Below are 25,333 nucleotides of genomic sequence, written 5' to 3'. Positions count from 1 at the left end.
GATCGCCGCCGCGATGCGGCATCCGCTGCGACCGGGGGACGGTCGCAGCACCCCTGCACTCGTAGCAGCAAAGGACGACCCGATGCGCAGCCTGACCCTGATCGGCAGCCTGGCCCTGAGCCTCGCCGCCGCCTCCGCCAGCCCCAGCCTGTACGCCAAGCCCAAGCCCGATGACTCGAAATGGGACATCAGCCAACTGCGCGGGCCGACCCAGGAGATCCGTTTCACCACCGAGGAAGGCACCTGGATGAGCGTCGACGTCAGCCCCGACGGCCGCCAGCTGGTGTTCGATCTGCTCGGCGACCTGTATCTGCTGCCGATCGAGGGCGGTGACGCCAAACGCCTGACGTCGGGCCCGGCCTTCGATGTGCAGCCGCGCTTCTCGCCGGACGGCCGCGAGGTGAGCTTCACCTCCGACCGTGGCGGCGGCAACAACATCTGGCGCATGCCGGTGGCGGGCGGCGAACCGACCCAAGTCACCAAGGAAGACTTCCGCCTGACCAACAACGCGGTGTGGACGCCGGACGGCGACTACCTGATCGCGCGCAAGCACTTCACCGGCCAGCGCTCGCTGGGCGCGGGCGAGCTGTGGATGTGGCATCGCACCGGCGGCAGCGGCCTGCAGCTGACCAAGCAGAAGAACGACCAGCAGGACCAGGGTGAACCGGCGATCAGCCCCGACGGCCGCTACGTGTACTTCAGCGAAGACGTCACCCAGGGGCCGTTCTTCCAGTACAACAAGAATCCGCATGCGGGCATCTACGCGATTCGCCGACTGGATCGCGAGACCGGCGAGGTCAGCAACCTGATTGGCGGCCCCGGTGGCGCGGTGCGGCCCGAGCCCGCACCGGATGGCCGCGGCATCGCCTACGTCAAGCGCATCCGCGACAAATCCGTGCTGCACGTGTTCGATTCGCTGAGCGGCGAGGAGCGCCCGCTGTGGGACGGCCTGTCGCGCGACCAGCAGGAAGCCTGGTCGATCTTCGGCCCCTACCCCGGCTTCGACTGGACGCCGGACGGCAGCGCCATCGTGATCTGGGCCCAGGGCGGGCTGTGGAAGGTCAGCGCCGCCGACGGCTCGGCCGAGCGCATTCCCTTCCGCGCCGAGGTGCGGCAGACCGTCATCGAAGCGCTGGATCCGCAGATCACCCTGCCCGAAGGTCGCTTCGCGCCGGACATGATCCGCGACGTGGCGACCCGTCCGGACCGCGGCGAGATGGTTTTCCACGCGGTCGGCAAGCTGTATCGCAAGACCCTGCCAAGCGGCGCACCGCAGCGTCTGGGCCGCGAGGACGCGGTCTACGAGTACGAGCCGAGCTACAGCGCCGACGGCCGCCAGCTGCTCTACACCACCTGGACCGACGCCAACCTGGGCGAGTTGCTGGTGCTGGATCTCAGCAGCGGCGAGCGCCGCAGCCTGACGATGCGGCCGGGCTTCTACTACCACCCGCGCTTCTCGCCGGATGCCAGCAAGGTGGTCTATGCGCGCAGCGCAGGCTCGGGCCTGACCGGCAGCCTGTGGGCGCAGGAGCGCGGCATCTTCTGGGTGCCGGCCGCGGGCGGCGAGCCGGTGCGCGTCGCGCGCGAGGGCTACAACCCGCAGTTCTCGGCCGACGGCAGCCGCATCTACTACATGACCGGCGGCGGCCTCTCGAAGAAGCTGATGTCGGTCGGCTTGAACGGTGAAGAGCCGCGCGAGGTGTTCAACCTGAAGTACGTCAACGAGATCGCGCTCTCGCCGGACGGCCGCTTCGTGGCGTTCACCGAACTGTTCAACGCCTACATCGCGCCGATGCCGCAGACCGGCGGCAGCATCGAACTCAGCAAGGACACCAAGGCGATCCCGGTGGCCAAGGTCAGCCAGGACGTCGGCAGCTACTTCCATTGGTCGGGCAGCGGCAGCGAGCAGGCCCTGCACTGGATGGTCGGCAAGCGCTACTTCACGCGCGAGCTCAAGGACGCCTTCGCCTTCCTGCCGGGCGCGCCCAAAGACCTGCCCAAACCAGAGGACGCCCGCGGCATCGAGGTTGGCCTGGAACTGCCGGTCTACGCCCCCGACCACGTCATCGCGTTCACTGGCGCACGCATCATCACCATGCGCGACGCGCAGAACCGCGAGGAGGTCATCGAGGACGGCACGCTCGTGGTGCGCGGTGACGAGATCCTGGCCGTCGGCCCCAGCGCCAGCGTGCAGGTGCCGGCCGGTGCGAACGTGATCGATGCGCGCGGCAAGACGATCCTGCCCGGCATCGTCGATGCGCATGCACATGCCGCGCATTTCGGCCAGGGGGTGGTGCCGCAGCAGAACTGGGCCTACTACGCCAACCTCGCCTTCGGCGTCACCGCCCTGCATGACCCCTCGGCCACCACCGAGTTCGTGTTCAGCCAGAAGGAGCTGGTGCAGGCCGGCGAGATGGTCGGCCCGCGCGTGTTCTCGACCGGCACGATCCTCTACGGCGCCGACGGCGATTTCAAAGCGGTGATCAACGGCCTCGATGATGCCCGCTCGCACCTGCGCCGCATGCAGGCGCACGGCGCGTTCAGCGTGAAGAGCTACAACCAGCCGCGTCGTGACCAGCGCCAGCAAGTGAACCAGGCCGCGCGCGAACTGGGCATGCGGGTGGTCGAAGAGGGCGGCTCGACCTTCTTCCACAACCTGACGATGATCCTCGACGGCGCCAGCACCGTGGAGCACAACCTGCCGATCGCGCCGCTGTACCGCGACGTGGTGCAGCTGTGGGCGGGCACCAAGGTGCGCAACACGCCGACCCTGATCGTCAGCTACGGCGGCCTTTCCGGTGAGTACTGGTGGTACGCCCGCGACAACGTCTGGGAAGAGCCGCGGCTCAACCGCTATTTCCCGCGCGAGACCCTGGATGCGCGCGCGATCCGCCGCGAGACCGCTCCGGACTGGGATTACTACCACATCGAAGTCGCCAAGGCGCTCAAGCAGCTGCGCGACGCCGGCGTGCGCATCCAGACCAGCAGCCACGGCCAGCTGCAGGGCCTGGCCAACCACTGGGAGATCTGGATGCTGACCCAGGGCGGCTTCACCCCCTTCGAGGCCCTGCGCGCGGCGACCATCGATGGCGCCGAGTCGATCGGCCTGGGTCGGTATTTCGGCTCGCTGGAAGCCGGCAAGAAAGCCGACCTGGTCGTGCTGAATTCGAACCCGCTGGAGGACATCCGCCGCAGCGCCGATACCGCGATGGTGATGGTCGGCGGCCGCCTGTTCGACCTCGGCGCCGACATGGCCGAAGTCGGCGGCCGTGGCGCCCCTGCGCCCGAATTCTTCTGGCAGCGCCACCGCGAAGGCCGCAACTTCGGCCTGGAGTACGGCCCGACCATGCCCTGCCACTGCCCGAAATCGGGCGTGCCGCACGCGCATTGAGACAGGCATCAATCGCCTGCCCGACACGCCGACCCGCGTGTCGGGCAGGTGAAAGCGTGAAATCCACCAACCTGCGATTTCTGACAGGTGCCCTGCCGTCCAGCCTCGGGCTACTGTTCTCTCCCGTATCCGTCCGCGGAAGCACAGGGGAGATTCGCCATGTTTGAATTCGTCAAGCGCTTGATGGGCCAGGACAACACTGCCGTCGCCGCTCCGCCGCCGGCGCGTGGAGCCGCTGCACCGGCGGGTTCGCTCGCCGCCCGCGTTCCCGCCTACGACTCGCGCCTCGTCGAAACGCTGAAGCACGACCACCACGATCTGGTCGAGCTGTTCCAGCAGATCGGCCAGGTCGCCGAGCGCGGTCGCTTCCATGAGTTGCCCGCGCTGCTGGTGGCGTTCAAGACCGGCCTCGAAAGCCACGTCATCGCCGAGAACGTGCGCTTCTACAACTACGTCGAGAACTCGCTGATCGGTGACGAGGAGAACCTCGCCCTGATCCGCAGCTTCCGCCGCGAGATGAACGCGATCGCGCGCGGCGTCGTCGATTTCGTCAAGAAGTACCAGCGCGCCGCCTTCAACGAGGCGACGCGCGACGCCTTCCTACGCGACTACGCCGTGGTCGGCGGCCTGCTCAGCCAGCGCATCCAGCGCGAAGAAGCCAGCCTGTACCCGCTGTACCAGCCGAACTGAGGCTGCGGGATCCATCCGCAGCCTGCCGCCGACGGCGGCTGCGCGCAGGGAAGCGCGCAGCCGGGTCGGGCGAGAAACGATCCGCGTGCATCACGCAAGCAGCTACCGCACCCATGCAGGGCGACGGTCGAGAGCATAGCCACTGAATCGCGCGCTGCCGGGTGCCACTGATCAGCACCTGCGGGCGTGTCGCGCCCACCTGAATCGAGTTCCCTGCACCCTCCGCGCCGCGGAGGGCCTCTATCGCCGTGCACAGTGAAAGGAGTCCCCGATGAGCACCGCCCACAGCCACGCTACGCCTGATCCGGTTCTGACGTCCGACATCCGCGAACTGCGGGCGGGGCTTGAAACCCATCCGGTATTCGCCGCCCTGAAGGAGCGCGAGCACCTTCGTGCCTTCATGGAGATCCACATCTTCGCGGTCTGGGACTTCATGTCCCTGGTCAAGCGCCTGCAGAACGAATTGACCTGCACGCAGATCCCGTGGATGCCGCCGTCCAACCCGGAGGCGGCTCGCCTCATCAACGACATCGTGCTGGGAGAGGAAAGCGATATTGGCGCCGATGGCCACCCGGCCAGCCATCTGGATCTCTACCTCGGCGCGATGCGCGAGGTCGGGGCGGATACCCGGGTCTTCGACCGCTTCATGGACGCCCTGCGCGACGGCGAGATGCTGAGCGTGGCGCTGGCGGACGAGAGCATCCCCTGGTTCGTGCGCGAGTTCGTCAGCCACACCATGGACACCGCGCTCAACGGCAGCAGGCTGCAGGTGATGGCGAGCTTCCTGTACGGCCGCGAGAACGTGATCCCCACGATGTTCCAAGGCCTGCTGGACAGCTGGTCGCTGAAGCCATCGGATGCGCCGCAGTTCGTCTACTACCTGGAGCGCCATATCGAGCTCGACGCTGACAGCCACGGCCCTGCCGCGGCGCGACTGATCGGCAGGGAACTGGAGCGCAATCCGCAGGGCCTTGAGGCGGCGCGACTCGCGGCCAGCGACGCCCTGCGCGCGCGCCACCAGCTCTGGGATGGCGCCTACGAAGTCCTGCGTTCGCTGGGTGCCAGCGCACCGGCCAAGACACCTGCGTTGGCGACCGCGTTCTGAGCCTGGCAGGCAGCGGGCCGCAAGGCCCGCTGCCCTCTGACCCTGGCTGCCGACAGCCTCAGGCCGCGCGTGCGGTCCCGCTGGAGAGCGCGTACGGAGAAACGGCCTGGAGGTTGCCTGCAGTCAGGGGCAGTTCAAAGGCCAGGCTCACGACCCGTCCGATGCGCCGAGCCCGACCGAGACGGCGCAGCTCAATGCCAAGCCCCAGCAGCATCCGCTCGAAGGCCGCGCTGGTGACTCCCACCACCGCACTGGCACCGCGTGCCGCCGAGTCCTGCAGAACCGCGGCCACCATGGCGGCCGGCACCGCACTGAAGCCGATGCCCGCCTCCGTGCAGTTCTCCGCCACCGCGAACCGGCTGACCTCCAACACATCCGGTGCCGCGGGCGCGGGCGCACCGTCCAACAGTTCGGGAAACACGTCGCGCAGCATGTTGGGGCCCTGCGAGGGCAGCAGCCGGCAACAGCCCAAGGCTCGCGGCAGGGAGCCAAGACTGTGGGCAACGAGGTAGCGCGGGCCGACCAGATCGAACCAGTCGTGCTCCCGCCCCTGTTCGACCCTCACATCCCAACCCAAGCGCTGGTGAAATACCTCGGCACGCAGACGAAACATACTGTCCAACAGGCCGGCCGACAGCGCACCTTCACCGGCGCGCGCAATGCTGATCTCGATCATGGATGGTCTCCTCCGCGACAGTGCGGAGGACCAGCAGAGCGCCACCCTGTCGGTTCCGACAGCTGTAGGACCTGACAGGATGATGGGCATCACAGCGCCCGCGCGAAGGCGCTTGCTGCCTGGGTTTGCAGCGAATCGTCGGACGCGGCGCTGGGACATGGCAGGGTAAGCTCGGCGCTGCCAGCAAGCATCGGACCGCATCCAAACTCGCCGGCAGGTGCGAGGCATGTCGCTGGCGTGCGTACCCGCGCGAATGGGTGTCCGCCGCGTGGCAGGCGCGCATGGCCGGCTTCGCCCGAGGCCATCGAGGACACGCGGGCCTTCACCCGACCCCAGGGTTTGGACTTCACGTGCCGAGCCGCAGCGCCTCTCGCTCTGCCACAAAAAAAGACCCCGGTTGCTGGACCCAGCAACCGGGGACTCCCTCCGGCCTACCCTCCCCCGGCGTCCGGAGTCATGCGGCTCGGGGGGCGATCAGGATGGACTGATGAGTCCCAGCGAGATGGCGCGCGCCACGGCGGCCTGGCGACCGCTCACCTCCAGCTTCTTCGCCGCGTTCTGGAGGTGATAGATCGCGGTGCGCTCGCTGACACCGATCAGGCGCCCGACCTCCCAGCTGGTCTTGCCCTCGGCCGCCCAGTGCAGGCATTCGCGCTCGCGGCGGGTGAGCTCGGGCGTGCTGGTGCAAGCGCGGCTGCGAGCGAAAGGTCGCGCCGCTTCATGAGCGTAGTGCGCCACCAGCATCAACTCGGGCAGACGGCGTTCGATCTCCGCGGTGCGCTCGCGCGGACCCGCGAAGGACATCAGGCCCCAGCAGGCCCCCGGTCCGTGCAGAGGAATGCTGACGCCCGCACCGAGCCCATAGCCTTCGGCCTCCTCGAACATCCGCTTGACCAGCTGGTGGTGGGGGTCGACAGCACAGCGGGCGCGCAGCTGGGCCTCGCTCCAGAGAAAGGGCGTGCTGTTGTCATGACAGTGGGCGACCACCGGATCGATCTTCAGGTAGTCGTTGGCGAGGTAGTGCTCGACCCAGGCCATCGGGTAGTCGCCGAGGGTGTACTGGTTCTGGCGATCGTTCACCAGGGGCAGGTTGATCGCATAGACCCAATGGTCGACGCCGAGGCGTTCAAGGACCCGGCCCAACTCCTGACTGAGCTGTTCGGGGCTGCCAACGTTCGATAAGGCCCGCAGGGCGCGCAGTGACATGGCCATAGTTGCTTACTCGCAGAAGCGCGCCCCGGGTCATCAACACAGCGCATCCGGCGGGGGGCGCCACCGCAACATAGCAAAGGCGGATGAACGTTCCGCCTTGATGGCCGATGCTGAGCGCGCCCGGAGAAGCCCCAGCGTTTTATCGTCAAATCAATAGCCTGGAAGCTTTTCGCCCGGGCCGGATCGTTCACACCGGCGCAAAAGCTTCCCACTTGGTCCCGCTCGCGCGCCCTATCGGCCCAGACCCAACATGGGCAGGCTCAAGGCGAACAGCACACCCAGCACGAGGACAATCAGTCCGAGCGTGTGCCAGGGACGCGCACGAATCGAAGCCCACAAGCCCGGGACCTCGCCCGCCTCGCGCGCCGAGCGCCAGGCCGCCCGCGCGGCTTCTGCGCGTTGCGTCTGAAATTCGGCGAGCAGGCGCTGGGCCTCGGAGAGATCGCTTGCGTGCTTCACCCACAGCGCAGCGGGCGAGAGCCCGAACAGACCGGGCGGGCTCTGGTAATGCTCGATTCCCGCCGTCTGCAGCGTGGACACCAGGCCCGCGAGCTCATCCTCGGGCACGTCCCGCAGCCCCATCAGCCTGACGCCCATGGCTTCACTGCCTCCTGTCGAGGATGCCGCTGGCGCAACAGTCCGATGTCATCGGGGCCGGCACGGCCTCTTTCAGCCAGCAGCGAGGCGCATCGCCCTGGAGGCCGGGGCGAACGTAGGTGAACGCCTGGCACGCCGCATCTTCCAGGCAGGCCTGCTGACACAGCGCGGGGTCCTCCTGGTCGAGATCGAAGTCGCGGTAGTCGCTGCCCGGCCGATCGACGCCCCAGACCCAACCGGCATCACGCACGCCGCTGGTGCAGCAGTCCGAGACCACGGGAGTCGGCACCGCGTTCTTGAGCCAGCAGACGGCGGAATCGCCCTGTATCCCCGCCGCGACGAAGGTGAAGGCCTTGCACTCGGGATGCTCTGCGCAGAGCGCGGCGCAGTCCTGGGGGGCGGCATCGACGAGCGCAATCTCGGCCATGTCCGATCCGGGCCGATCGACGCCGGCCTCCAGCGGGATCGGGCTCTGAGCAAAGGCCGCGCGAACGGACGCGGCCAAGAGGACCGCAAAGGCGATGTATCGAATACTCATGTCGGGTTCCTCGCGAGGGTTGACGACTTGTCATACGACGCCGCAGCCGAAGCGGCGACTGGCGCAAGCACGCGACCGATGCCATCGCGCTCGATGTCCGCACAAAGCCGCGCGAGCGTGTCGGGATCGGGCGGACGGGAGAACGAGAACCGGAAATGGACCTCGCCCGACGGGGTGCGCGAGCTGTGAATCGAAGCGAGATTCACCGCGCTCTGTTCAAACACTTCGAGCAGCGCGCGAAGCGAGCCGGGACGGTCCTCTGGCAGGTGCACGCAGAGTGCACCGACGTGGGCAAGATCGGCGAGCAGGTAGCCCACCTGTTCGAAACCATGGTTGCCGCGGGCAATCTCGTCGGCGCCGAAGGCCGCGCGCGGCGCCTCGACAAACTCGCGTTCGAAGGCATCGCGATCGCCCTCCTTCACCAGCTCACGGAGTCGCGTCACGCGAGCGGCGAGGCTGTCGAGCACGGGCAGCACGGCGGGATTGTCGAACTGGATGCCAGCGTAGATCGCCGGGTTCCCCGCCAGGATGCGGTCGGCCATCGCAAGATCGAGTTCGAACGAGGCCGAGCGGAACGGGAACAGTGCAGCTGGACCGCCGATGTCGGCGGCAAGCTTCGCCAATACGCCCGCCTGTGCCAGGTGCCCCGCGTGCACCAGCGCCTGCACCAGGGCCATCACCCGATCGTGCTGGGCAGGGTCACACTCGACGCGCTCGGCTTCCAGCCCTGCGTAGAGGGCGTCGACGAAGGTTCGCCAGCGGTCGATGCGCGCCTCACAGCTGATCAGCACGCGACCCCGCAGGCTGGGCGCCTTGGGCGGCGCGGTCATGGGATGCAGCCCCAGCACCTCGGCGGGCGATGCGAGCATCGCCGCGACTGGCACCGCCTTGATCGAGGTCACGTCGATCCACAGCTGCACCGCCGCACGCGCGCCGGCAAGGACACGGGCCTCATCGATCAGCCGCTGCGTCTCCGCAATCGGCGCTGAGAACACCAGCACTTCGCTGTGCGCCACCAGCTGGGCCAGCGAACAGGCGGCGGGATCGGCCGGGTCGCAGCCCAGCACGCGACAGCCCATCACGGCCTCGAAGAACCGCGCGAGCCAGCGTCCGTAGGCGCCTGCGCTGCCGACAATGCCGACGGTCGCCGTCGACCTCATGGATCGCGGCCCGCGTCGCGGCTCATGCGGCGCGCTTCCGCGCCGCCAGCGGATCGACCGGCTCGGGCACCGGCGCATCGACACGCGGTGTGAGGTCGGGCTTCAGAGCCACGCGCGCATCGAAGACGAAGCACTCGCCCTGCCAGCCCTCGCCGCCGACCCGCTCGAAGTAATCCAGGATGCCGCCGTCAAGCTGGAACACGTTCGCGAAGCCGGCGTCCTGCATCCACAGCGCCGCCTTCTCGCAGCGGATGCCGCCCGTGCAGTAGCTGACCACGGTGGCGTCGGCCAGCCCGGGCTTCAGCGGCTCCAGCGCGGCGGTGAGATCGGTGAAATTGTCGATCGGCAACAGCATCGCGTTCTCGAAGTGACCGTAGGCCAGCTCCTCGCGGTTGCGGGTATCGACCAGCACCAGCGGACGTCCCGAGTCATCGCTGCCGCGGGCGATCCACGCGCGCAGCTGCTCGGCAGACACCGCTGGCGCGCGTCGCGTGCGCGGCACGCAGGCCTCATGTCCGAAGGCGATGATCTCTTTCTTCAGCTTCACCTTGAGCCGGGCAAAGGGCACGTGCGCACTCCAGCTGCGCTTCACCTTCAGGTCGGCGAAGCCGGGCTGGGTGCGAACGAACGCGATGACCGACTCCACCGCGGCCTCGCCGCCGGCGAGGAACAGGTTCAGACCTTCGGGCGCCACCAGCACGCTGCCCTTCAACCCCGCCGCCTCGCAGCGGGCGCGCAGCTGCGCGCGCAGCGCTGCCGGCTCCGCGACATCGGCAAAGTGATAGGCGGCGATGTTGAGCACCGTCGGGGTCATCGCTGCAGTCACGCCGAGGCGCGGGCTCTGAGGGCCGCCACGGCTGGCAGCTCCTTGCCCTCGCAGAATTCCAGGAAGGCGCCGCCGCCGGTCGAGATGTAGCTGATGCCCGACTCGACCCCGTACTTCTCCACCGCGGCCAGGGTGTCGCCGCCGCCGGCGATCGAGAACGCCTGCGAGTCGCGGATGGCCTCGGCCACCGCGCGCGTGCCCTCGCCGAAGGCGTCGAACTCGAACACGCCGACCGGGCCATTCCAGATCACGCTGCCCGCCTTGGCGATGATCTCGGCGTACTGCTTCGCGGTGGCCGGACCGATGTCGAGGATCATGTCGTCCGGACCCACGCGGTCGACGTCCTTGATCGTGGCCGGCGCGTCGGCGGCAAAGGTCGGGGCCACCACCACGTCCACCGGCAGTGGAATCTGCGCGCCGCGGGCCTTGGCATCGGCGAGGATCTGACGCGCGGTGTCGAGCAGGTCGGCCTCGCACAGGCTCTTGCCCACGGCCAAGCCCTGCGCGGCCAGAAAGGTGTTGGCGATGCCGCCACCGACGATGAGCTGGTCGACCTTGCCGACCAGGTTGCCGAGCAGCTCCAGCTTGGTGCTGACCTTGGAGCCGGCGACGATGGCCAGCAGCGGCCGCGCCGGGTGCTCCAGGGCCTTGGCCAGGGCATCCAGTTCGGCCATCAGGAGCGGACCGCCGCAGGCCACCTTGGCGAAGCGGATGGCGCCGTGGGTCGAGGCCTGCGCGCGGTGCGCGGTGCCGAAGGCGTCCATGCAGTAGATGTCGCAGAGCGCCGCGTACTTCTTCGACAGGGCTTCATCGTCCTTGCCCTCGCCGCGATTCATGCGGCAGTTCTCGAGCAGGACGATCTCACCCGCCGCCACGCTGAAACCACCGTCGACCCAATCGCGGACCAGCGGCACGGGCCGTCCCAGATGTTCGGCCAGACGCGCCGCCACTGGCGCCAGCGAGTCGTCGGCACTCCATTCGCCCTCGACCGGGCGCCCCAGGTGCGAGGTGACCATCACCGCCGCGCCCTTCTCCAGCGCCAGCTTCAGCGTGGGCAGGGCCGCCAGGATGCGCTGCTCGGCAGTGATCCGGCCGTCCTTGATCGGCACGTTGAGGTCTTCGCGGATCAGCACGCGCTTGCCGGCGAGGTCGAGGTCAGCGAGACGGAGGATGGACATGGCGGCTCCCGGGCCTGCATTGGGTCAGCCCGCGATTATGCCGGAGGGCCAGCCCGGCCTTGCCCATCACAGCGCCGGAGCCGCACCGACAGATGACAGAAAAGCGGCGGGGGCCGCTTGGTCGCGTGGATTCGCCGGCGGCCAAACGGTGAGGGTCTTTCGACGGGAATCACGAAATTCAAAGCCTCAGCCGCCGGCGAGTTCGCGGCATGAGACTTGCCTATGCGTCGCCAGGGATGATCGCTTCCGGCTCTTTGATAGTTTCTGCCTATCCTCTCAAGAGCAACAGTCGATCCAAGCCCGCCCCCCGCAGCCCCCCCGCCCCGGAGCCTCCCATGTCCAAACTCCACAACCTGCGCATCTGGCAGCGACTCGCCCTCGGTTTCGGCCTGGTCATCGCGCTGATGCTGACTCTCACCGCCGTTGGCGTGGAGCGCGTCGGCCAGATCGAGCGCGCTTTGTCGACCATCAACCAGCTCAACAGCGTCAAACAGCGCTACGCGATCAACTTCCGCGGCAGCGTCCACGACCGCGCGATTTCCCTGCGCGATGTGGTGCTGTTCGATGCCGAAAGTGACGTGGACGCCGCAGGCCGCGAGATCGATCGACTGGCTGCGTTCTATGCTGACTCGGCGGCGCCACTGGACGCCCTGGTCATGAATGAGGACACGGGAGACCACGAGGAGCGCGCCATCCTCGACTCGATCAAGGCCATCGAGAACCAGACCCTGCCGCTGATCGTCGAAGTCCGGCGCCTGCGCGCGGCCGGCGAACGCGAGGCCGCGCACGCCCTGCTGCTGGCCGAGGCCAAGCCCGCCTTCGAAACCTGGCTGGCACGCATCAATCAGTTCATCGACCTGCAGGAAGCGCGCAACGGCGTCGAGGCCAAGAAGGCCACGGCCACCGCCGAAGGCTTCGCCCAACTGATGGTGCTGCTCTCGGCCCTGGCCATCGGTCTCGGCTCGCTGGTGGCCTGGCGGATCGTGCGCAGCGTCACCAAGCCCTTGAACCAGGCGGTGCAGGTCGCACAGCGCGTCGGCGAGGGCGACCTCGGCAGCATCATCGGCCAGACCCGCGGCGACGAAACCGGCCAATTGCTGCAGGCCATGCGCCGCATGCAGGAGCAGCTGCAGCGTTTCACCGAGGCGCAGGAGGAACTGGCCGCCCGCCATGCCCGGGGCGAGCTGGGCTTCCGCATCGAGGCCTCGCAATTCCCTGGCGTCTATGGCCGCATGGCCGAGGGCGTCAACAGCGTGCTCGGCTCGTCGATCAAGGTCAGCCTCGACATGCTGGACCTGGTGGATGCCTACGCCCGCGGCGACTTCTCGCGCGACATGGCCCGCCTGCCCGGCGACATGGCGCGCATCAGCGCCAGCATGGATGGCGCCAAGGCCAGCCTGGTCGAGTTCAGCGCCGAGGTGAAGCGTCTGGCCTCGGCCGCTGCCGCCGGCGACTTCAGCGCACGCGGTGCGGCGGAGCGCTTCGCCTTCAGCTACCGCGAGATGGTCCAGGATCTGAACACCCTGATGCAGACCGCCGACGCCAACCTCGCCGAGATCTCGCGCCTGTTGGGCGCACTGGCCTCGGGCGACCTCACCGCCTCCATGCAGGGGAACTTCGCCGGCGTGTTCGCGCGCATCCGCGACGATGCCAACCGCAGCGTCGCCAACATCCGCAGCATCGTGGCCGGCATCGTCGAGCGCGCCGACTCCATCCGCGTCGCCACCGGCGAGATCACCGCGGGCGTCGACGACCTGTCCTCGCGCACGGAAGCCCAGGCCGGCAACCTCGAAGCCACCACCCATGCGCTGACCGACCTGACCCAGACCGTGCGCCGCAACGCCGACCGCGCGCGCGAGGCCAACCAGCTCGCCCAGGGCGCCGGCAGCGTCGCCCAGTCCGGTGGGCAGGTCGTGGGCGAGGTGATCTCGACCATGGACTCGATCAGTGAATCCTCGCGCCGCATCGCCGACATCATCAGCGTGATCGACGGCATCGCCTTCCAGACCAACATCCTCGCGCTGAATGCAGCGGTCGAAGCCGCGCGCGCCGGCGAGCAGGGCCGCGGCTTCGCGGTCGTCGCCAGCGAAGTCCGCTCGCTGGCACAGCGCTCGGCCGAAGCGGCCAAGCAGATCAAGGGCCTGATCGACGACTCCAGCCACCGGGTCGAACTGGGCGCCGAGCTGGTCGCCCGCGCCGGCACGACCATGCAGGACATCATGGGCGCGGTGCAGCGCGTCACCGACATCATGGGCGAGATCAGCGCGGCCTCGATCGAGCAGAGCAGCGGCATCGAGGGCATGGGTGAAACCATGCAAGCGCTCGATCAGGCCACCCAGCAGAACGCCGCACTGGTCGAGGAGGCGAGCGCCGCGGCCAACAGCCTGCAGGACCATGCGCGTGCGCTGCAGGAAGCCGTGGCCGGCTTCCGCCTGGGTGGCGAGCCGTCCCTGCGACGGGCAGCCTGAGCCCGCCCCGGCCACACGCTGCGCTGATGGGTGCGGTGGTCTCGCGTGGCGGGACTGCCGCCCCCCTGCCGACCCCAATCCAGACGCTGCGCGCGGCCGGGACGCGCAGACCCGACCGCGCCAAGATGAGGGCAGGGGCACGAGGGGGCCTCGCCCCGAGGCGCCGCCGTCTGCCCGAAGCGACGGCTACAGTCGGGTCGCCGAGAAGGTGTCGCAGGCGCCGACTTCGCCCTGCTCGAAGCCGCGGCGGAACCAGCGCACCCGCTGCTCCGAAGTGCCGTGGCTGAAGGCGTCCGGCACCACCCGTCCCTGCGCCTGCTGCTGCAGGCGGTCGTCGCCGATCGCGGTGGCCGCGTTCAAGGCTTCCTCCAGATCGCCAGGCTCGAGGATGTCGAAGCGACGCTGTGCCGAGTGCGCCCAGACGCCGGCATAGCAGTCGGCCTGCAGCTCCTGCCGCACCAGCAGGCCGCCGTCTCCCTTGACCTCCTCGCCGCGCTGCCGCGCCGCGTTGACCCTCGCCGACACGCCGGTGAGCGTCTGGATGTGGTGGCCCACCTCATGCGCGATCACATAGGCTTGGGCGAAGTCGCCGGCAGCGCGGAAACGCGTCTCCAGCTCGCGGAAGAACTGCAGGTCGATGTAGACCTTGCGGTCGCCCGGGCAATAGAACGGGCCGACGGCGGACGAGGCGTAGCCGCAGGCCGTGGTGACGCCGCTCTCGAAGACTTCAAGGCGCGCCGGCTCGTAACGCGAGCCGGCGGCGGCGAACAACTCGCTCCAGGCATCCTCGGTATCGCCGAGCACGGCGCGTACGAATTCGACGGCCGGGTCCTGCGGGTCGGGCAGGCGCTGCTCGGCGCTGCCGCCAGGGGAAGAGGCCGGCATGCCGCCATCGAGCAGGGACAAGAGCTCCAGCGGGTTCTTGCCCATCGCCCAGGCCAGCAGGAAGACGATCACGATGCCGGTGAGGCCGAGCCCCTTGCCGCCGCCCGGCAGGCGCCCGCCGCCACGCCCCTGGCCTCGGCTGTCGGTGACGTGGCTGCTTCGGCGAAGACGTTCCCAGCGCATGGCGCACTCCCCGGATGGTGGACGCAAGGCATCGCGGCGGCGCGATGTGGCCGCAGCCTAACAGGGTGCGCGGCCGGCTCGAATCGTCTGCGCCGTCCTGGAAGCCTGAACCGCAGCCCGAATCTCGCGGCTACCGCGGCCGCGAATTCCGCGGATCGCCTGCTAGACTGCGCGCCGCTGTACCCCGTGTGCGCCTTTCGGCCCCGTCGTTTCCGCTCTCGCCCCGTCCCCTTCCTGCCGCGCGCAGGCCTGATCGCATGATGCGACAGGCGGACGGGAGCTGCCCCGCACTGACCTGCGCGGCTCGTCCCGAGCGCTGTTCTCCGGCCTGCAAGGTGCGTGATTCCAAGCCCCTTGTGGAGCAAAGAAAACATGTCCTCTGAAAACACTGCCGCTCCTGCGGCGGCCGCCGTGCGTTTTGCCGATCTCGGCCTGTCGCCCGCCCTGCTCGAAGCCATCACCTCGGTCGGCTACGAGACCCCGTCGCCGATCCAGGCCGCCACCATCCCCACCCTGCTCTCCGGCCAGGACGTGCTGGGCCAGGCCCAGACCGGCACCGGCAAGACTGCGGCCTTCGCGCTGCCGATCCTCTCCAAGCTGGATCTGCACCAGAAAGCCCCGCAGGCGATCGTGCTGGCGCCGACCCGTGAGCTGGCCATCCAGGTGGCCGAAGCCTTCCAGCGCTATGCCTCGCACATGCCGGGCTTCCACGTGCTGCCGATCTACGGCGGCCAGGGCTATGCCCCGCAGCTGACCGGACTGAAGCGCGGCGCCCACGTTGTGGTCGGCACGCCGGGCCGCATCATCGACCACCTCGAACGCGGTTCGTTGGACCTCTCGCAGCTGAAGTGGGTGGTGCTCGACGAGGCCGACGAAATGCTGCGCATGGGCTTCATCGACGATGTCGAGTCCATTCTGCAGAAGACCCCGGCCAGCCGTCAGGTCGCGCTGTTCTCGGCGACCATGCCGCCGCGCATCCGCGCCATCGCCCAGACCCACCTGCGCAACCCGCGCGAAGTCACGATCGCGGCCAAGACCACCACCGCGAAGAACATCCGTCAGCGGTTCTGGCTGGTCTCGGGCATGCACAAGCTGGATGCGCTGACCCGCATCCTCGAAGCCGAGACCTTCGAGGCGATGATCGTGTTCGCCCGCACCAAGCAGGCCACCGAGGAGCTGGCCGAGAAGCTGGCTGCGCGCGGCTTCTCCGCCGCCGCGCTGAACGGTGACGTGCCGCAGGCGGTGCGCGAGCGCACCGTGCAGAAGCTGAAGGACGGCGAGCTCGACATCATCGTCGCCACCGACGTCGCGGCGCGCGGGCTGGACGTCGAGCGCATCAGCCACGTGCTGAACTACGACATCCCCTACGACACCGAAAGCTACGTGCACCGCATCGGCCGCACCGGTCGTGCCGGCCGCAGCGGCGAGGCGATCCTGTTCGTTGCTCCGCGCGAGCGTCACCTGCTGCGCACCATCGAGAAGGCCACGCGCCAGCCGATCGAAGCGATGGCCCTGCCCTCGGTGGATACCGTCAACGAGCAGCGCCTGAACCGCTTCCGCCAGCAGATCCAGGAAGCCCTGGCCGATCCCCAGCTGGACCAGTACCGCAGCGTGATCGAGCGTATCGAGAGCGAGCAGAACATCCCCGCGATCGAAATCGCCGCGGCACTGGCCCGCCTGCACCGCGGAGACACGCCGCTGCTGTTGCCGCCCGACAAGCCGATGCCGGCCGCGCGCGAGTTCCGCGAACGCGGCGAGCGCCCGGAACGCGCGCCGCGCGAGCGCTTCGAGCGCGAAGAGCGTGCACCGCGCGAACGCGCCGAACGCGAGGCTCGCCCGCAGCGCGAGATCGCCGCCGACTACGCCTTCGAGACCTTCCGCGTCGAAGTGGGCCACATGCATGGCGTCAAGCCCGGCAACCTGGTCGGCGCCATCGCCAACGAGGCCGGCATCGAGTCCAAGCACATCGGCCGCATCGACATCCGCGGCGATCACGCCCTCATCGACCTGCCCGAGGGCATGCCCGAGGACCTGATGCAGCATCTGCAGCAGGTCTGGGTGTCGGGTCAGCGCCTGCGCATCCGCCGCGCGTCCGAGCAGGACAAGGCCTTCGTGAAGCCCAAGTTCGAACGCGGCGGCCCGCGCGAGCGCAGCGGCTTCGACGGCCCGCGCAAGCCGCGCCCGGCAGGCGCTGGCTTCGAGCGCAAGCCAGGCGGCCCGCGCGGCGAGGCTGGCTTCAAGAAGAGCTTCAAGCCGAGGGGCTGAGAAGCCGGGATTCGGGATTGGGGATTCGGGATTGGCCGACGCTTGAATCCCGCGACAAGGCTCTGGGCTCAGCTACGCAGCGCCGCATGGGCCTCGCGGCGCAGGTCGGCATGCGAATCCCGAATCCCAATCCCGAATCCCAATCCCGAATCCCCCATCGCCGGCGAATGCCGGCGATGCTGCAGAGCACAATGCCATCCCAAGTCCACGCCGCCACACTCAGCGCCCCCGCGCTGCAGCAGTTCCGGTTGACGTGAAAGGCAAGGTCACCTCGTTCGACATCGCCCACATGGCGGGCGTGAGCCAGCCGACGGTGTCGCGCGCCCTGCGCGACAGCCCGCTGGTCAATGCCGAGACGCGCAAGCGCATCAAGGCGATCGCGCAGCAGCTGAACTACCAGGTCGACAAGAACGCCTCGAACCTGCGCACCCAGCACGCCGGCACGCTGGCCCTGCTGCTGTTCGAGGACGCCAACTGCGACGAGTCGCAGATCAACCCCTTCTTCCACGCCATGCTGGCTTCGATCACCCGCGCCTGCGGCGCGCGCGGTTTTGATTTGCTGGTCAGCTTCCAGCAGATGTCGCGCGACTGGCACGCCGACTACGAGGACGCCAAGAAGGCCGACGGGCTGATCCTGCTCGGCTACGGCGACTATGAAGCCTACCGGCGGAAACTCGACCAGCTGGTCGCCCAGGGCACGCATTTCGTGCGCTGGGGCGCGGTGCAGGCCGACCAGCCTGGCGTGTCGATCGGCAGCGACAACGCCAGCGGCGGCGAGCAGGCCACGCGCCATCTGATCGCCCAGGGCCGGCAGCGGATCGCCTTCCTCGGCGACGCCTCGCCGCGCTACCCCGAGTTCGAGGCCCGCCATCGCGGCTACCAGCGCGCGCTCAAGGCCGCCAAGCTGTCCTGCTCCAAGCGCCTGCGCGTCGACGCCCTGTCCAGCGAGGCCGATGGCATCGCCGCCACGCGCGAACTGTTGCGCCGCGGTGAGCCTTTCGATGCGATCTTCGCCGCCTCCGACCTGATCGCGCTGGGCGCCATCCAGGCCCTTGCCGAGCGCGGGCTGCGGGTGCCCGATGATGTCGCCGTGGCCGGCTTCGACGACATCCCGATGGCGCGACTGGCCCAGCCGGCGCTGACCACCGTGCAGCAGGACACGCGCGGCGCCGGCGCGGTGCTGGTGTCGACCCTGATCGACCTGATCGAGCGCCGCCCAGCGCAGAGTCGGGAGCTTGAGACCCGGCTGGTGGTGCGCCGCAGCTGCGGCGCGGCCGGCGGCGGCTGAGGCCTGCCGGCAGATGGCGACCCTGCCCACGCTTGAAGGCGAACGCATCGTCCTGCGCCATCCGCGCGGCGCCGATCTCGACGAGCTCTACGCGCTGTTCGCCAGCCCCGAAGTCACCCGCTACTGGAGCCACGGCCCGTGGCAGGCGCGGCATCAGGCCGAGGCTTACCTGCGCGACATCCATGCCGGCGCGGCCAGCGGCCAGCTGCTGCAGTGGGCCATCACCACGCGCAACGAAGACCGTCTGATCGGCACGGTCACGCTCTACGCCCTGTCCCGCGCGCATGCCCGCGGCGAAATCGGCTTCGCCCTGCAGCCCTCACGCTGGGGCCAGGGGCTTGCGCGCGAGGCTGTGTCCGCGGTGCTGGCGCATGCCATCGACAATCTCGGCATCCAGCGCGTCGAGGCCGACACCGATCCGGACAACGCTGCCAGCCTGCGGCTGCTGGAGAGCCTCGGCTTCAAGCGCGAGGGTTATGCCCGTGAACGCTATCGGCTGGGAGGTCGCACCCAGGACAGCGTGCTGCTGGGGCTGCTGGCGAGGGAGTTGGCGCGTTGACTCGGTGCAGCGCCAGCAGGAACGAGTGGAGAGAGTACCGAGTCAAGGGCGCGCGTTGGCGGCCCGTGATTCGCCTAGACTGCGCCCCAGCCCGCGCAAGCCGTTTCTTTCAACTCGTTCCTCGCCACTCGAACATCCCCAACCCATGACCCGCATCGCGCTCGCCTCCACCCTGCCCGCCCTCGACCTCGACGAGGACCTGCCGCCGCTGCGCGAAGCCCTGGACCGCGCCGGCATCGGCCATGAAACCCTGGTCTGGGATGACGCCACGGTGTCGTGGTCGCGCTTCGATGCGGTGCTGATCCGCTCGACCTGGGACTACACCCAGCGCCTGCCGGAGTTCCTGGCCTGGTGCGCCCGAGTGAGCGCACAGACGCGGCTGATCAATCCGCTGGAGATCGTGCGCTGGAACACCGACAAGCGCTATCTCGGCGAGCTGGCGAAGAAGGGCCTGCCGGTCATCGAGAGCTTCTACATCGCGCCGGGGGAACGCGCGGACGGCTTCCCGGCCTGGCCGGAGTTCGTGGTCAAGCCGACCGTGGGTGCGGGCTCGCGCGACACCCAGCGCTATGTCGATTCCGAGCGGGCGCAGGCCGCGCAGCACGTCGAGCGCCTGCTGGATGCCGGCCGCCATGTGCTGGTGCAGCCCTATCTGGCCCAGGTCGACAGCGCCGGCGAAACCGCCCTGCTGTTCTTCGGCGGCAAGTTCTCGCACGCCATCCGCAAAGGTCCGCTGCTGAAGCGCGGCGAGGGCCCGACCCGCGCCCTGTTCGCCGCCGAGCACATCACCGCCCGCGAGCCCTCGGCGCAGGAGATGGCGACCGCGCGCCAGGTGCTGGCCGCGCTGCCGGTGCAGGGCCTCGCCTATGCCCGCGTCGACCTGCTGCCCTCGGCCAAGGGCCCCCAGCTGCTGGAGCTCGAACTCACCGAGCCCTCGCTGTTCTTCCACACCGCGGCCGAGGCGGCCGACCGCTTCGTCGCCGTGCTGCGCGAGAGGCTGCGCGAGCACGGCTGAGTCGACCCGGGGTTGGGCCGAGGCGCGCTTGGAAATCCGGGTGGCCCGCGGCGGCGCTTGCAGGACAGGGCGCGCGGAGGCCCAGGTGGGCCAGGGCCCACCCCGCGACCCGCGCACCTGTACAGGGTGTGTCCTGGCCCACCATGGGCTCGACCCTTGCCGGGCGCACTCCGGCTTCGAGCATTCCGTGCGTGCGCTACACGCCCGCCGCACGCTGGCACCGCCATAGTCGGAACTCGCGACTGGTATCGAGTAGGTATTCGAAATCCGCGCGGTTAGAATCGCCGGGTTTCGGCTGGCACTCGCATGGCCGCCCCTTCCACCCCCGTATAGGAACTGCAGTCCGATGAAGATCCTGGTCGGCTACAAGCGCGTCGTCGATTACAACGTGCGCATCCAGGTGAAGCCCGATGGCACCGGTGTGGTCACCGATGGCGTCAAGCTCTCGCCCAATCCCTTCGACGAGATCGCGCTGGAAGAAGCCCTGCGCCTGCGCGAGAAGGGCGTGGCCACCGAGGTGGTGGTCGCCACGATCGCCCCGGCCGATGCCCAGGCGCATCTGCGCAACGGCCTGGCCATGGGCGCCAACCGCGCCCTGCACGTGGTCAGCGACCAGCCGGTGTCGCCGCTGGAAGCCGCCAAGGTGTTCCTCAAGCTGATCGAGAAGGAGCAGCCGGACATCGTGCTGCTCGGCAAGCAGGCGATCGACGACGACGCCAACCAGACCGGGCAGATGCTGGCCACGCTGTGGGGCCGTCCGCAGGCGACCTTCGCCAGCGCGGTCGAGGTCGCCGACGGCGCCGCCACGGTCACCCGCGAAGTCGATGCCGGCTTGGAAGTGCTGAAGGTGCAGCTGCCGGCGGTGATCACCGTCGACCTGCGTCTGAACGAGCCGCGCTTCATCAAGCTGCCCGACATCATGAAGGCCAAGAGCAAGCCGCTCGAAACCCTGCAGATCGCCGACCTCGGCGTGGCGCTGGGCGGCGGCTTGAAGACGCTCAGCTACGCGCCGCCGGCCAAGCGCTCGAAGGGCGTGATGGTGAAGGACGTTGCCGAGCTGGTTTCGGCGCTGAAGGCCAAGGGCCTGGCGTAAGCCGGCCACACGGGAGAGATTCGAATGAGCAAGATCCTGATCGTGGCCGACCATCTGAACGGCCAGTTGAACGGCGCGGTGGCCCGCTGCGTCACCGCAGCGCGCGCGATTGCCGGCGCCGAGATCCACATCGCGGTGCTGGCCGCCGACCCCGCTGCGCTCGCCACACAGGCCGCCGCCATCGATGGCGTGGCCAAGGTGCTGACCGTGGCGAACCCCGCCTTCTCGCACCTGATCGCGCAGCAGGTGGCGCCGGTGATCGCCAAGCTGGCGGACGGCTACAGCCACGTGTTCGGCCCGAGCAGCAGCTTCGGCAAGGACGTGATGCCGGCGATTGCCGCCCTGCTCGATGCGCCGCAGGTCTCCGACCTGATGACGGTCGAAGGCAGCCACCGCTTCACCCGCCCGATCTACGCCGGCAACGCCATCATCACGGTCGAGGCGCCGGCCGATAAGCCCGTCGTCGCCACCGTGCGTGCGGCGTCCTGGCCGGCCACCGGCGCCGGCGGCAGCGCGGCCGTCGAGGCCGTGAGTGTCGATGCCGCCCTGCCGAGCCACACCAGCTTCGTCGAGCTGAAGCAGGGCAGCAGCGACCGCCCCGACCTGCAGTCGGCGGCCAAGGTGGTCTCCGGCGGCCGTGCGCTGGGCTCGGCCGAGAACTTCGCGATCATCTACAGCCTGGCCGACAAGATCGGTGCGGCGGTGGGCGCCTCGCGCGCGGCGGTGGACGCCGGCTACGTGCCGAACGAACTGCAGGTCGGCCAGACCGGCAAGATCATCGCGCCGGAGCTGTACATCGCCTGCGGGATTTCCGGCGCGATCCAGCACCTCACCGGCATCAAGGACGCCGGCACCATCGTCGCCATCAACAAGGACGCCGAGGCACCGATCTTCGAGGTCGCCGATTTTGGCCTGGTTGGCGATCTGTTCCAGGTCGTCCCGGAGCTGGAAAAGGCGCTGTAAGCCCTCGCTTCCACGCCTGCGTGCCCTGCGAACGGCGGCCTTTATGGCCGCCGTTCGTGTTTGCGCCGAGCGCTTTTGTGGCGCTCCCGCTGGGGCCGCACCGGGAAGCTCTGGCACACTCGCCTGCCCGGCCGCGCGATGCGGCGCTTTCGACGAAGACTCTCCATGCTGCTGCGCGCATCCCAGCTGATCCTGTTGTTCGCCCTCTGCCTCGTCGCCACCTTTGCGCGCGCCCAGGCCGATGAGGCGCTGGCGGTGAACGCCATCCTCGACCTCGCCGCCGACGGCAGCGTCGAGAAGGTCGAAATCCACGACGCCGGCCTGCTCTTGCCGTATGTGCGCGAGGGCGTGGCCAACAGCGTGCGGCGCATGCGCTTCGAACCGGTGGTGATCGACGGCCAGGCCCGGCGCGTGCGCACCTCGGCCCTGTTCCGCATCGGCTTCGAGGGCTGGGGCGAGGCACGAAAGCTGCTGGTCACCACGGTGATGCTGGGCCAGCCGATCGCCACGGCCGCGCCTTTCCTGCCCTTTCCCGAGGCGCCGATGCAGCGCGGCCATGGCGCCCTGCTCTGGCTGCTGGTCGAAGTGGATGCCCAGGGCAAGGTGCTGGGCTCGGAGCCGCTGGCGGTGGTCCTGAGCGCCCTGCCGCGCGCCAGCGGCGACGATCGCGAGCGCCAGGCCTCCATCCAGGACTACCTGCAGCGCGCCCAGGACAGCGTGCGCGGCTGGACCATCCTGATGGCCGAGGCCAACGCCGAGGGCCGCCAGTACGCCGTGGTCACCTTCGACTACGCCCTGCAAGAGGAAGGCGGCGCGGCCCGCGAATTCCCGGCCTCGACCTTCCCGGCGCTGGAGCGCAGCGGCATCCGCGTGGAGAACCTGCGCGAGCGCAGCCGCAGCCTGCCGCCGGGCACCCTGATGCAGATCTCGATGCTGCGCTGAGGCTCCAGCGCAGCGCCGAAGCTGGGCCGTCCGAACATCACCCGCCAAGGCCACCCCGTCAGATCTGACAGGTTCAATGCGCGTGCGGCGCGGCCGATGCTTGCGCGCGCCGTCCAACCCGCTGGCGCGGGCGCGCGAACCGCGTCACGCAAAGGCTGTGCGGCCGTCATCGCCCGCGCGCCGCCAGAGACCGGCGCCGCCGGGTTCATCCGTGACCTGCATTCCTTGGCTGACTCCTGAGACTGACTCCATGAACAAGACCCTTGCCGTTCTACTTGCGGCCGCCCTGGCCTCGCCGCTCGTGCCCGCTCCGCCCGCCCTGGCCGAAACGGCGGCCGTCACCGGGCAGGCGCAGGTGCTCGAATCCATCCATCTCGCCGGCGTCATCGAAGTCGACGCCAGCGGCCGCGTCGAACAGGTCAAGCTGCAGCCCAACCAGTTGCTGCCGAGCATTGAAACCAAGGTCCTGCAGGTGATGCAGAACTGGACCTTTGCGCCCTACGTGCTCGACGGCACGCCGCGCCGCATCCGCACCTCGGTCTATGCGCGCCTCGACCAGCTGAAATCCGCAGCGGGCTACCAGCTGGTGCTGGCGACCGCCGAGTTCGGGCAGCCACTGGCGCAGAACCTCACCCCACCGCGCTATCCCGCTCAGTCGCTGGGGAACCGGATCGCTGCGGAAGTGCTGCTGCGCCTGACCCTGGACAACGAGGGCGGGGTCGCGATCGCCGAGCCGGTGAGCGCGCGGGTGCTCAACCGGAACGTCCGCAGTGAGAGACGCCACCGGCACCTGGTCGAGCCCTTTGCGCGGGCTTCCGTGGAGGCTGTGCAGAGCTGGCGCTTCGACTTCGTCGAGCCGCGCACGGACGGCACAGCACATCAGATGCTGGTGCCCATGACGTTCACGATCAGCGGCATGTACGCCGGCACCGGCGGGCGCCGCCCGGAGAACACGCCGGTGCTGTTCGAGCTGTCGACGCCGCTGGGGCGTCCGCTGGAAGCCCTGGCGCGCGAAGCCGAGAGCCGCAGGAGCAGCGTGCCGATCTCGCCCACGCCTTCGCCCCTGAAGCTGCTCAGCCCGACGGGAGAGGCGCTGACGATGTGAGGAGAGGCTGCTCGGCTCGCGCTTGAGGAGAGCGATACGGCTGCGCCCAAGACGTCGGGCGATTCAAGCTTGGCGACACCACGCGAAGCAAAAGGCGGCCATTTGGCCGCCTTTTGCTTTTCCACGCTGCGTCCGGATTCAAGCGCCTCGTCGCATCGCCCGCATCGAGGCGAAGCCGATGGCCAGCATCAACAACAGCAAAGCCAGCGGCTGATCCACCGGAATCTGCGCCACCGCACGCGGCGCACGCAGGTCCACCGGCGTCGGTGACTGCTCATCCGGCAGTCCGTTGCCGTCCGGGTCGGAGCTGTTGCCGTCCACCGAGTCATCGCTGGTGTTACGCCCATCGGGGCCGCTGCCACTGGCGATCACCACGTTGTTGAAGGTGCCCGATATACCGCTCAGCGTGACCCTCACCCTCAGATCGATGCCGGCTTCCGCCCCGACGGCGAGGCTTCCTCCCGGTGCCAGCAGCTGGGTCTGGGCGCTGCCATCGAAGCCCGGATTCGCAGCAAGGCCACCGCCCGCATTCACTGACACAACTTCGAAGCTGACCGGCAGCGGGAAGGTTTGGCGCAGGTTCTCGGTCACCTGCACGTTGCCGAGCGGCACCCGCCCGAAGTTGCGCACGCGGATGCGGTAGTCGAGCAGGAAGGGCGAGCTGCCGCTCACTGCGAGCAGCACCTTGCTGACGCCGATCACCGGCGGCGCGACGGTGACTGGCACGCTGGCCGTGTCGGTTCGGGTCAGGGGTGCCCCCGAGGGCGGCTGTGCGCTCGCCGTCGCGGTGTTGACGATCGGCAGCTGCGCGTCGTAGTCGGCCTGCGTCACCGTGTAGCTGCCCGTGCACGAGAGGCTCGCCCCCGGCAGCAGCGTGGTCGGCTGCGCCGGCGTGCAGCTCAGGCTCGGCAGCCGCGGGTCGCTGATGCTGACCGTGGTCAGGGTGACACCACCGCTGTTCTGCGCCACGAGGGTGTAGGCAACGACTTCGCCCGCATCCGCCGTGGCGTTGCCGTTGGTATCGCCCAGTGTGGCGGTCTTGTCGAAGGCGAGCGCAGCCGGTGCGCCGGTGACCGGCACGGTGGCCGTGTCGGTCGCGGTCAGGGCCGGCCCGCTGGGCGGCGTGCCCGTCGCCGTGGCGGTGTTGCTGATCGCCACCTGCGCGTCGATATCGCCCTGCGTCACCGTGTAGCT

Annotated in this window: 21 protein-coding genes; 12 read left to right on the top strand and 9 right to left on the bottom strand. The window is 68.9% G+C overall.

What is annotated here, in order from left to right; all coding sequences use genetic code 11:
* Nucleotides 1–82: 82 nt before the first annotated feature.
* The 3 genes from BLP83_RS12660 to BLP83_RS12650 all read left to right on the top strand — a co-directional run bounded on the left by BLP83_RS12660 (nucleotide 83) and on the right by BLP83_RS12650 (nucleotide 5,186).
* Nucleotides 83–3,391, top strand: coding sequence for an amidohydrolase family protein (locus BLP83_RS12660; RefSeq protein WP_091243612.1), 3,309 nt, complete (start codon nucleotides 83–85; stop codon nucleotides 3,389–3,391).
* Nucleotides 3,392–3,550: 159 nt separating this feature from the next.
* Complete coding sequence (locus BLP83_RS12655) at nucleotides 3,551–4,081, top strand: hemerythrin domain-containing protein (protein ID WP_091243367.1); 531 nt, start codon at nucleotides 3,551–3,553, stop codon at nucleotides 4,079–4,081.
* Between the two features lie 271 nt (nucleotides 4,082–4,352).
* The gene (locus tag BLP83_RS12650; RefSeq protein WP_091243365.1) at nucleotides 4,353–5,186 is read left to right on the top strand and encodes a DUF3050 domain-containing protein; all 834 of its coding nucleotides are present in this window, start codon (nucleotides 4,353–4,355) and stop codon (nucleotides 5,184–5,186) included.
* Between the two features lie 58 nt (nucleotides 5,187–5,244).
* On the opposite strand, the gene BLP83_RS12645 is transcribed toward BLP83_RS12650, so the two are convergent.
* From BLP83_RS12645 to BLP83_RS12615, 7 genes are all read right to left on the bottom strand, one after another.
* The gene (locus BLP83_RS12645; RefSeq protein WP_176764181.1) at nucleotides 5,245–5,862 is read right to left on the bottom strand and encodes an acyl-homoserine-lactone synthase; all 618 of its coding nucleotides are present in this window, start codon (nucleotides 5,860–5,862) and stop codon (nucleotides 5,245–5,247) included.
* Nucleotides 5,863–6,336: 474 nt separating this feature from the next.
* On the bottom strand, nucleotides 6,337–7,068 hold the full coding sequence (locus BLP83_RS12640; RefSeq protein ID WP_176764180.1) for a helix-turn-helix transcriptional regulator: 732 nt from the start codon (nucleotides 7,066–7,068) through the stop codon (nucleotides 6,337–6,339).
* A gap of 237 nt (nucleotides 7,069–7,305) precedes the next feature.
* Nucleotides 7,306–7,671: a DUF6164 family protein gene (locus tag BLP83_RS12635; protein ID WP_091243359.1), complete on the bottom strand. Its 366-nt coding sequence runs from the start codon at nucleotides 7,669–7,671 to the stop codon at nucleotides 7,306–7,308.
* A gap of 4 nt (nucleotides 7,672–7,675) precedes the next feature.
* The gene (locus BLP83_RS12630; RefSeq protein ID WP_091243357.1) at nucleotides 7,676–8,209 is read right to left on the bottom strand and encodes a PAN domain-containing protein; all 534 of its coding nucleotides are present in this window, start codon (nucleotides 8,207–8,209) and stop codon (nucleotides 7,676–7,678) included.
* Nucleotides 8,206–9,369 carry a prephenate dehydrogenase gene (locus BLP83_RS12625; RefSeq protein ID WP_091243354.1) on the bottom strand — a complete coding sequence of 388 codons (1,164 nt, stop codon included), beginning with the start codon at nucleotides 9,367–9,369 and terminating at the stop codon, nucleotides 8,206–8,208. The genes BLP83_RS12630 and BLP83_RS12625 overlap by 4 nt, the downstream gene beginning before the upstream one ends.
* A gap of 22 nt (nucleotides 9,370–9,391) precedes the next feature.
* Complete coding sequence (locus BLP83_RS12620) at nucleotides 9,392–10,183, bottom strand: sulfurtransferase (RefSeq protein WP_091243352.1); 792 nt, start codon at nucleotides 10,181–10,183, stop codon at nucleotides 9,392–9,394.
* 8 nt (nucleotides 10,184–10,191) lie between these two features.
* Complete coding sequence (locus BLP83_RS12615) at nucleotides 10,192–11,373, bottom strand: phosphoglycerate kinase (protein WP_091243350.1); 1,182 nt, start codon at nucleotides 11,371–11,373, stop codon at nucleotides 10,192–10,194.
* A gap of 335 nt (nucleotides 11,374–11,708) precedes the next feature.
* On the opposite strand from BLP83_RS12615, the gene BLP83_RS12610 reads away from it, so the two are divergent.
* The gene (locus BLP83_RS12610) at nucleotides 11,709–13,841 is read left to right on the top strand and encodes a methyl-accepting chemotaxis protein (RefSeq protein ID WP_091243347.1); all 2,133 of its coding nucleotides are present in this window, start codon (nucleotides 11,709–11,711) and stop codon (nucleotides 13,839–13,841) included.
* A gap of 186 nt (nucleotides 13,842–14,027) precedes the next feature.
* Here the strand turns inward: BLP83_RS12610 and ypfJ are convergent, their stop codons facing one another.
* Entirely contained in the window at nucleotides 14,028–14,909 is an 882-nt protein-coding gene (gene ypfJ, locus BLP83_RS12605; RefSeq protein ID WP_091243345.1) for a KPN_02809 family neutral zinc metallopeptidase, read from the bottom strand.
* A gap of 372 nt (nucleotides 14,910–15,281) precedes the next feature.
* Here ypfJ and BLP83_RS12600 point away from each other — a divergent pair, with 372 nt between their 5' ends.
* The 8 genes from BLP83_RS12600 to BLP83_RS12565 all read left to right on the top strand — a co-directional run bounded on the left by BLP83_RS12600 (nucleotide 15,282) and on the right by BLP83_RS12565 (nucleotide 24,139).
* A complete protein-coding gene (locus BLP83_RS12600) occupies nucleotides 15,282–17,174 on the top strand; it encodes a DEAD/DEAH box helicase (protein WP_091243343.1) in 1,893 nt (630 codons plus the stop codon).
* Between the two features lie 289 nt (nucleotides 17,175–17,463).
* Nucleotides 17,464–18,462 carry a LacI family DNA-binding transcriptional regulator gene (locus BLP83_RS12595; protein WP_176764196.1) on the top strand — a complete coding sequence of 333 codons (999 nt, stop codon included), beginning with the start codon at nucleotides 17,464–17,466 and terminating at the stop codon, nucleotides 18,460–18,462.
* Nucleotides 18,463–18,475: 13 nt separating this feature from the next.
* Nucleotides 18,476–19,021, top strand: coding sequence for a GNAT family N-acetyltransferase (locus tag BLP83_RS12590; RefSeq protein WP_091243339.1), 546 nt, complete (start codon nucleotides 18,476–18,478; stop codon nucleotides 19,019–19,021).
* Nucleotides 19,022–19,166: 145 nt separating this feature from the next.
* Nucleotides 19,167–20,036, top strand: coding sequence for an ATP-grasp domain-containing protein (locus BLP83_RS12585; RefSeq protein WP_091243337.1), 870 nt, complete (start codon nucleotides 19,167–19,169; stop codon nucleotides 20,034–20,036).
* Between the two features lie 346 nt (nucleotides 20,037–20,382).
* Nucleotides 20,383–21,129: an electron transfer flavoprotein subunit beta/FixA family protein gene (locus BLP83_RS12580; RefSeq protein WP_091243334.1), complete on the top strand. Its 747-nt coding sequence runs from the start codon at nucleotides 20,383–20,385 to the stop codon at nucleotides 21,127–21,129.
* 24 nt (nucleotides 21,130–21,153) lie between these two features.
* Nucleotides 21,154–22,092 carry an electron transfer flavoprotein subunit alpha/FixB family protein gene (locus BLP83_RS12575; RefSeq protein ID WP_091243331.1) on the top strand — a complete coding sequence of 313 codons (939 nt, stop codon included), beginning with the start codon at nucleotides 21,154–21,156 and terminating at the stop codon, nucleotides 22,090–22,092.
* 165 nt (nucleotides 22,093–22,257) lie between these two features.
* On the top strand, nucleotides 22,258–23,034 hold the full coding sequence (locus tag BLP83_RS12570; protein ID WP_091243329.1) for a hypothetical protein: 777 nt from the start codon (nucleotides 22,258–22,260) through the stop codon (nucleotides 23,032–23,034).
* Nucleotides 23,035–23,284: 250 nt separating this feature from the next.
* Nucleotides 23,285–24,139, top strand: a complete 855-nt coding sequence (locus BLP83_RS12565; protein WP_091243327.1) for an energy transducer TonB family protein — start codon at nucleotides 23,285–23,287, stop codon at nucleotides 24,137–24,139.
* Between the two features lie 138 nt (nucleotides 24,140–24,277).
* Here BLP83_RS12565 and BLP83_RS12560 read toward each other — a convergent pair.
* Nucleotides 24,278–25,333: DUF7507 domain-containing protein (locus BLP83_RS12560; protein WP_143006670.1), on the bottom strand; the 1,056-nt coding region annotated here is incomplete at its 5' end.

The organism is Aquimonas voraii, assembly GCF_900101825.1.
Taxonomy (GTDB): domain Bacteria; phylum Pseudomonadota; class Gammaproteobacteria; order Xanthomonadales; family Xanthomonadaceae; genus Aquimonas; species Aquimonas voraii.
This window is presented reverse-complemented; position numbering and strand designations above follow the sequence as displayed.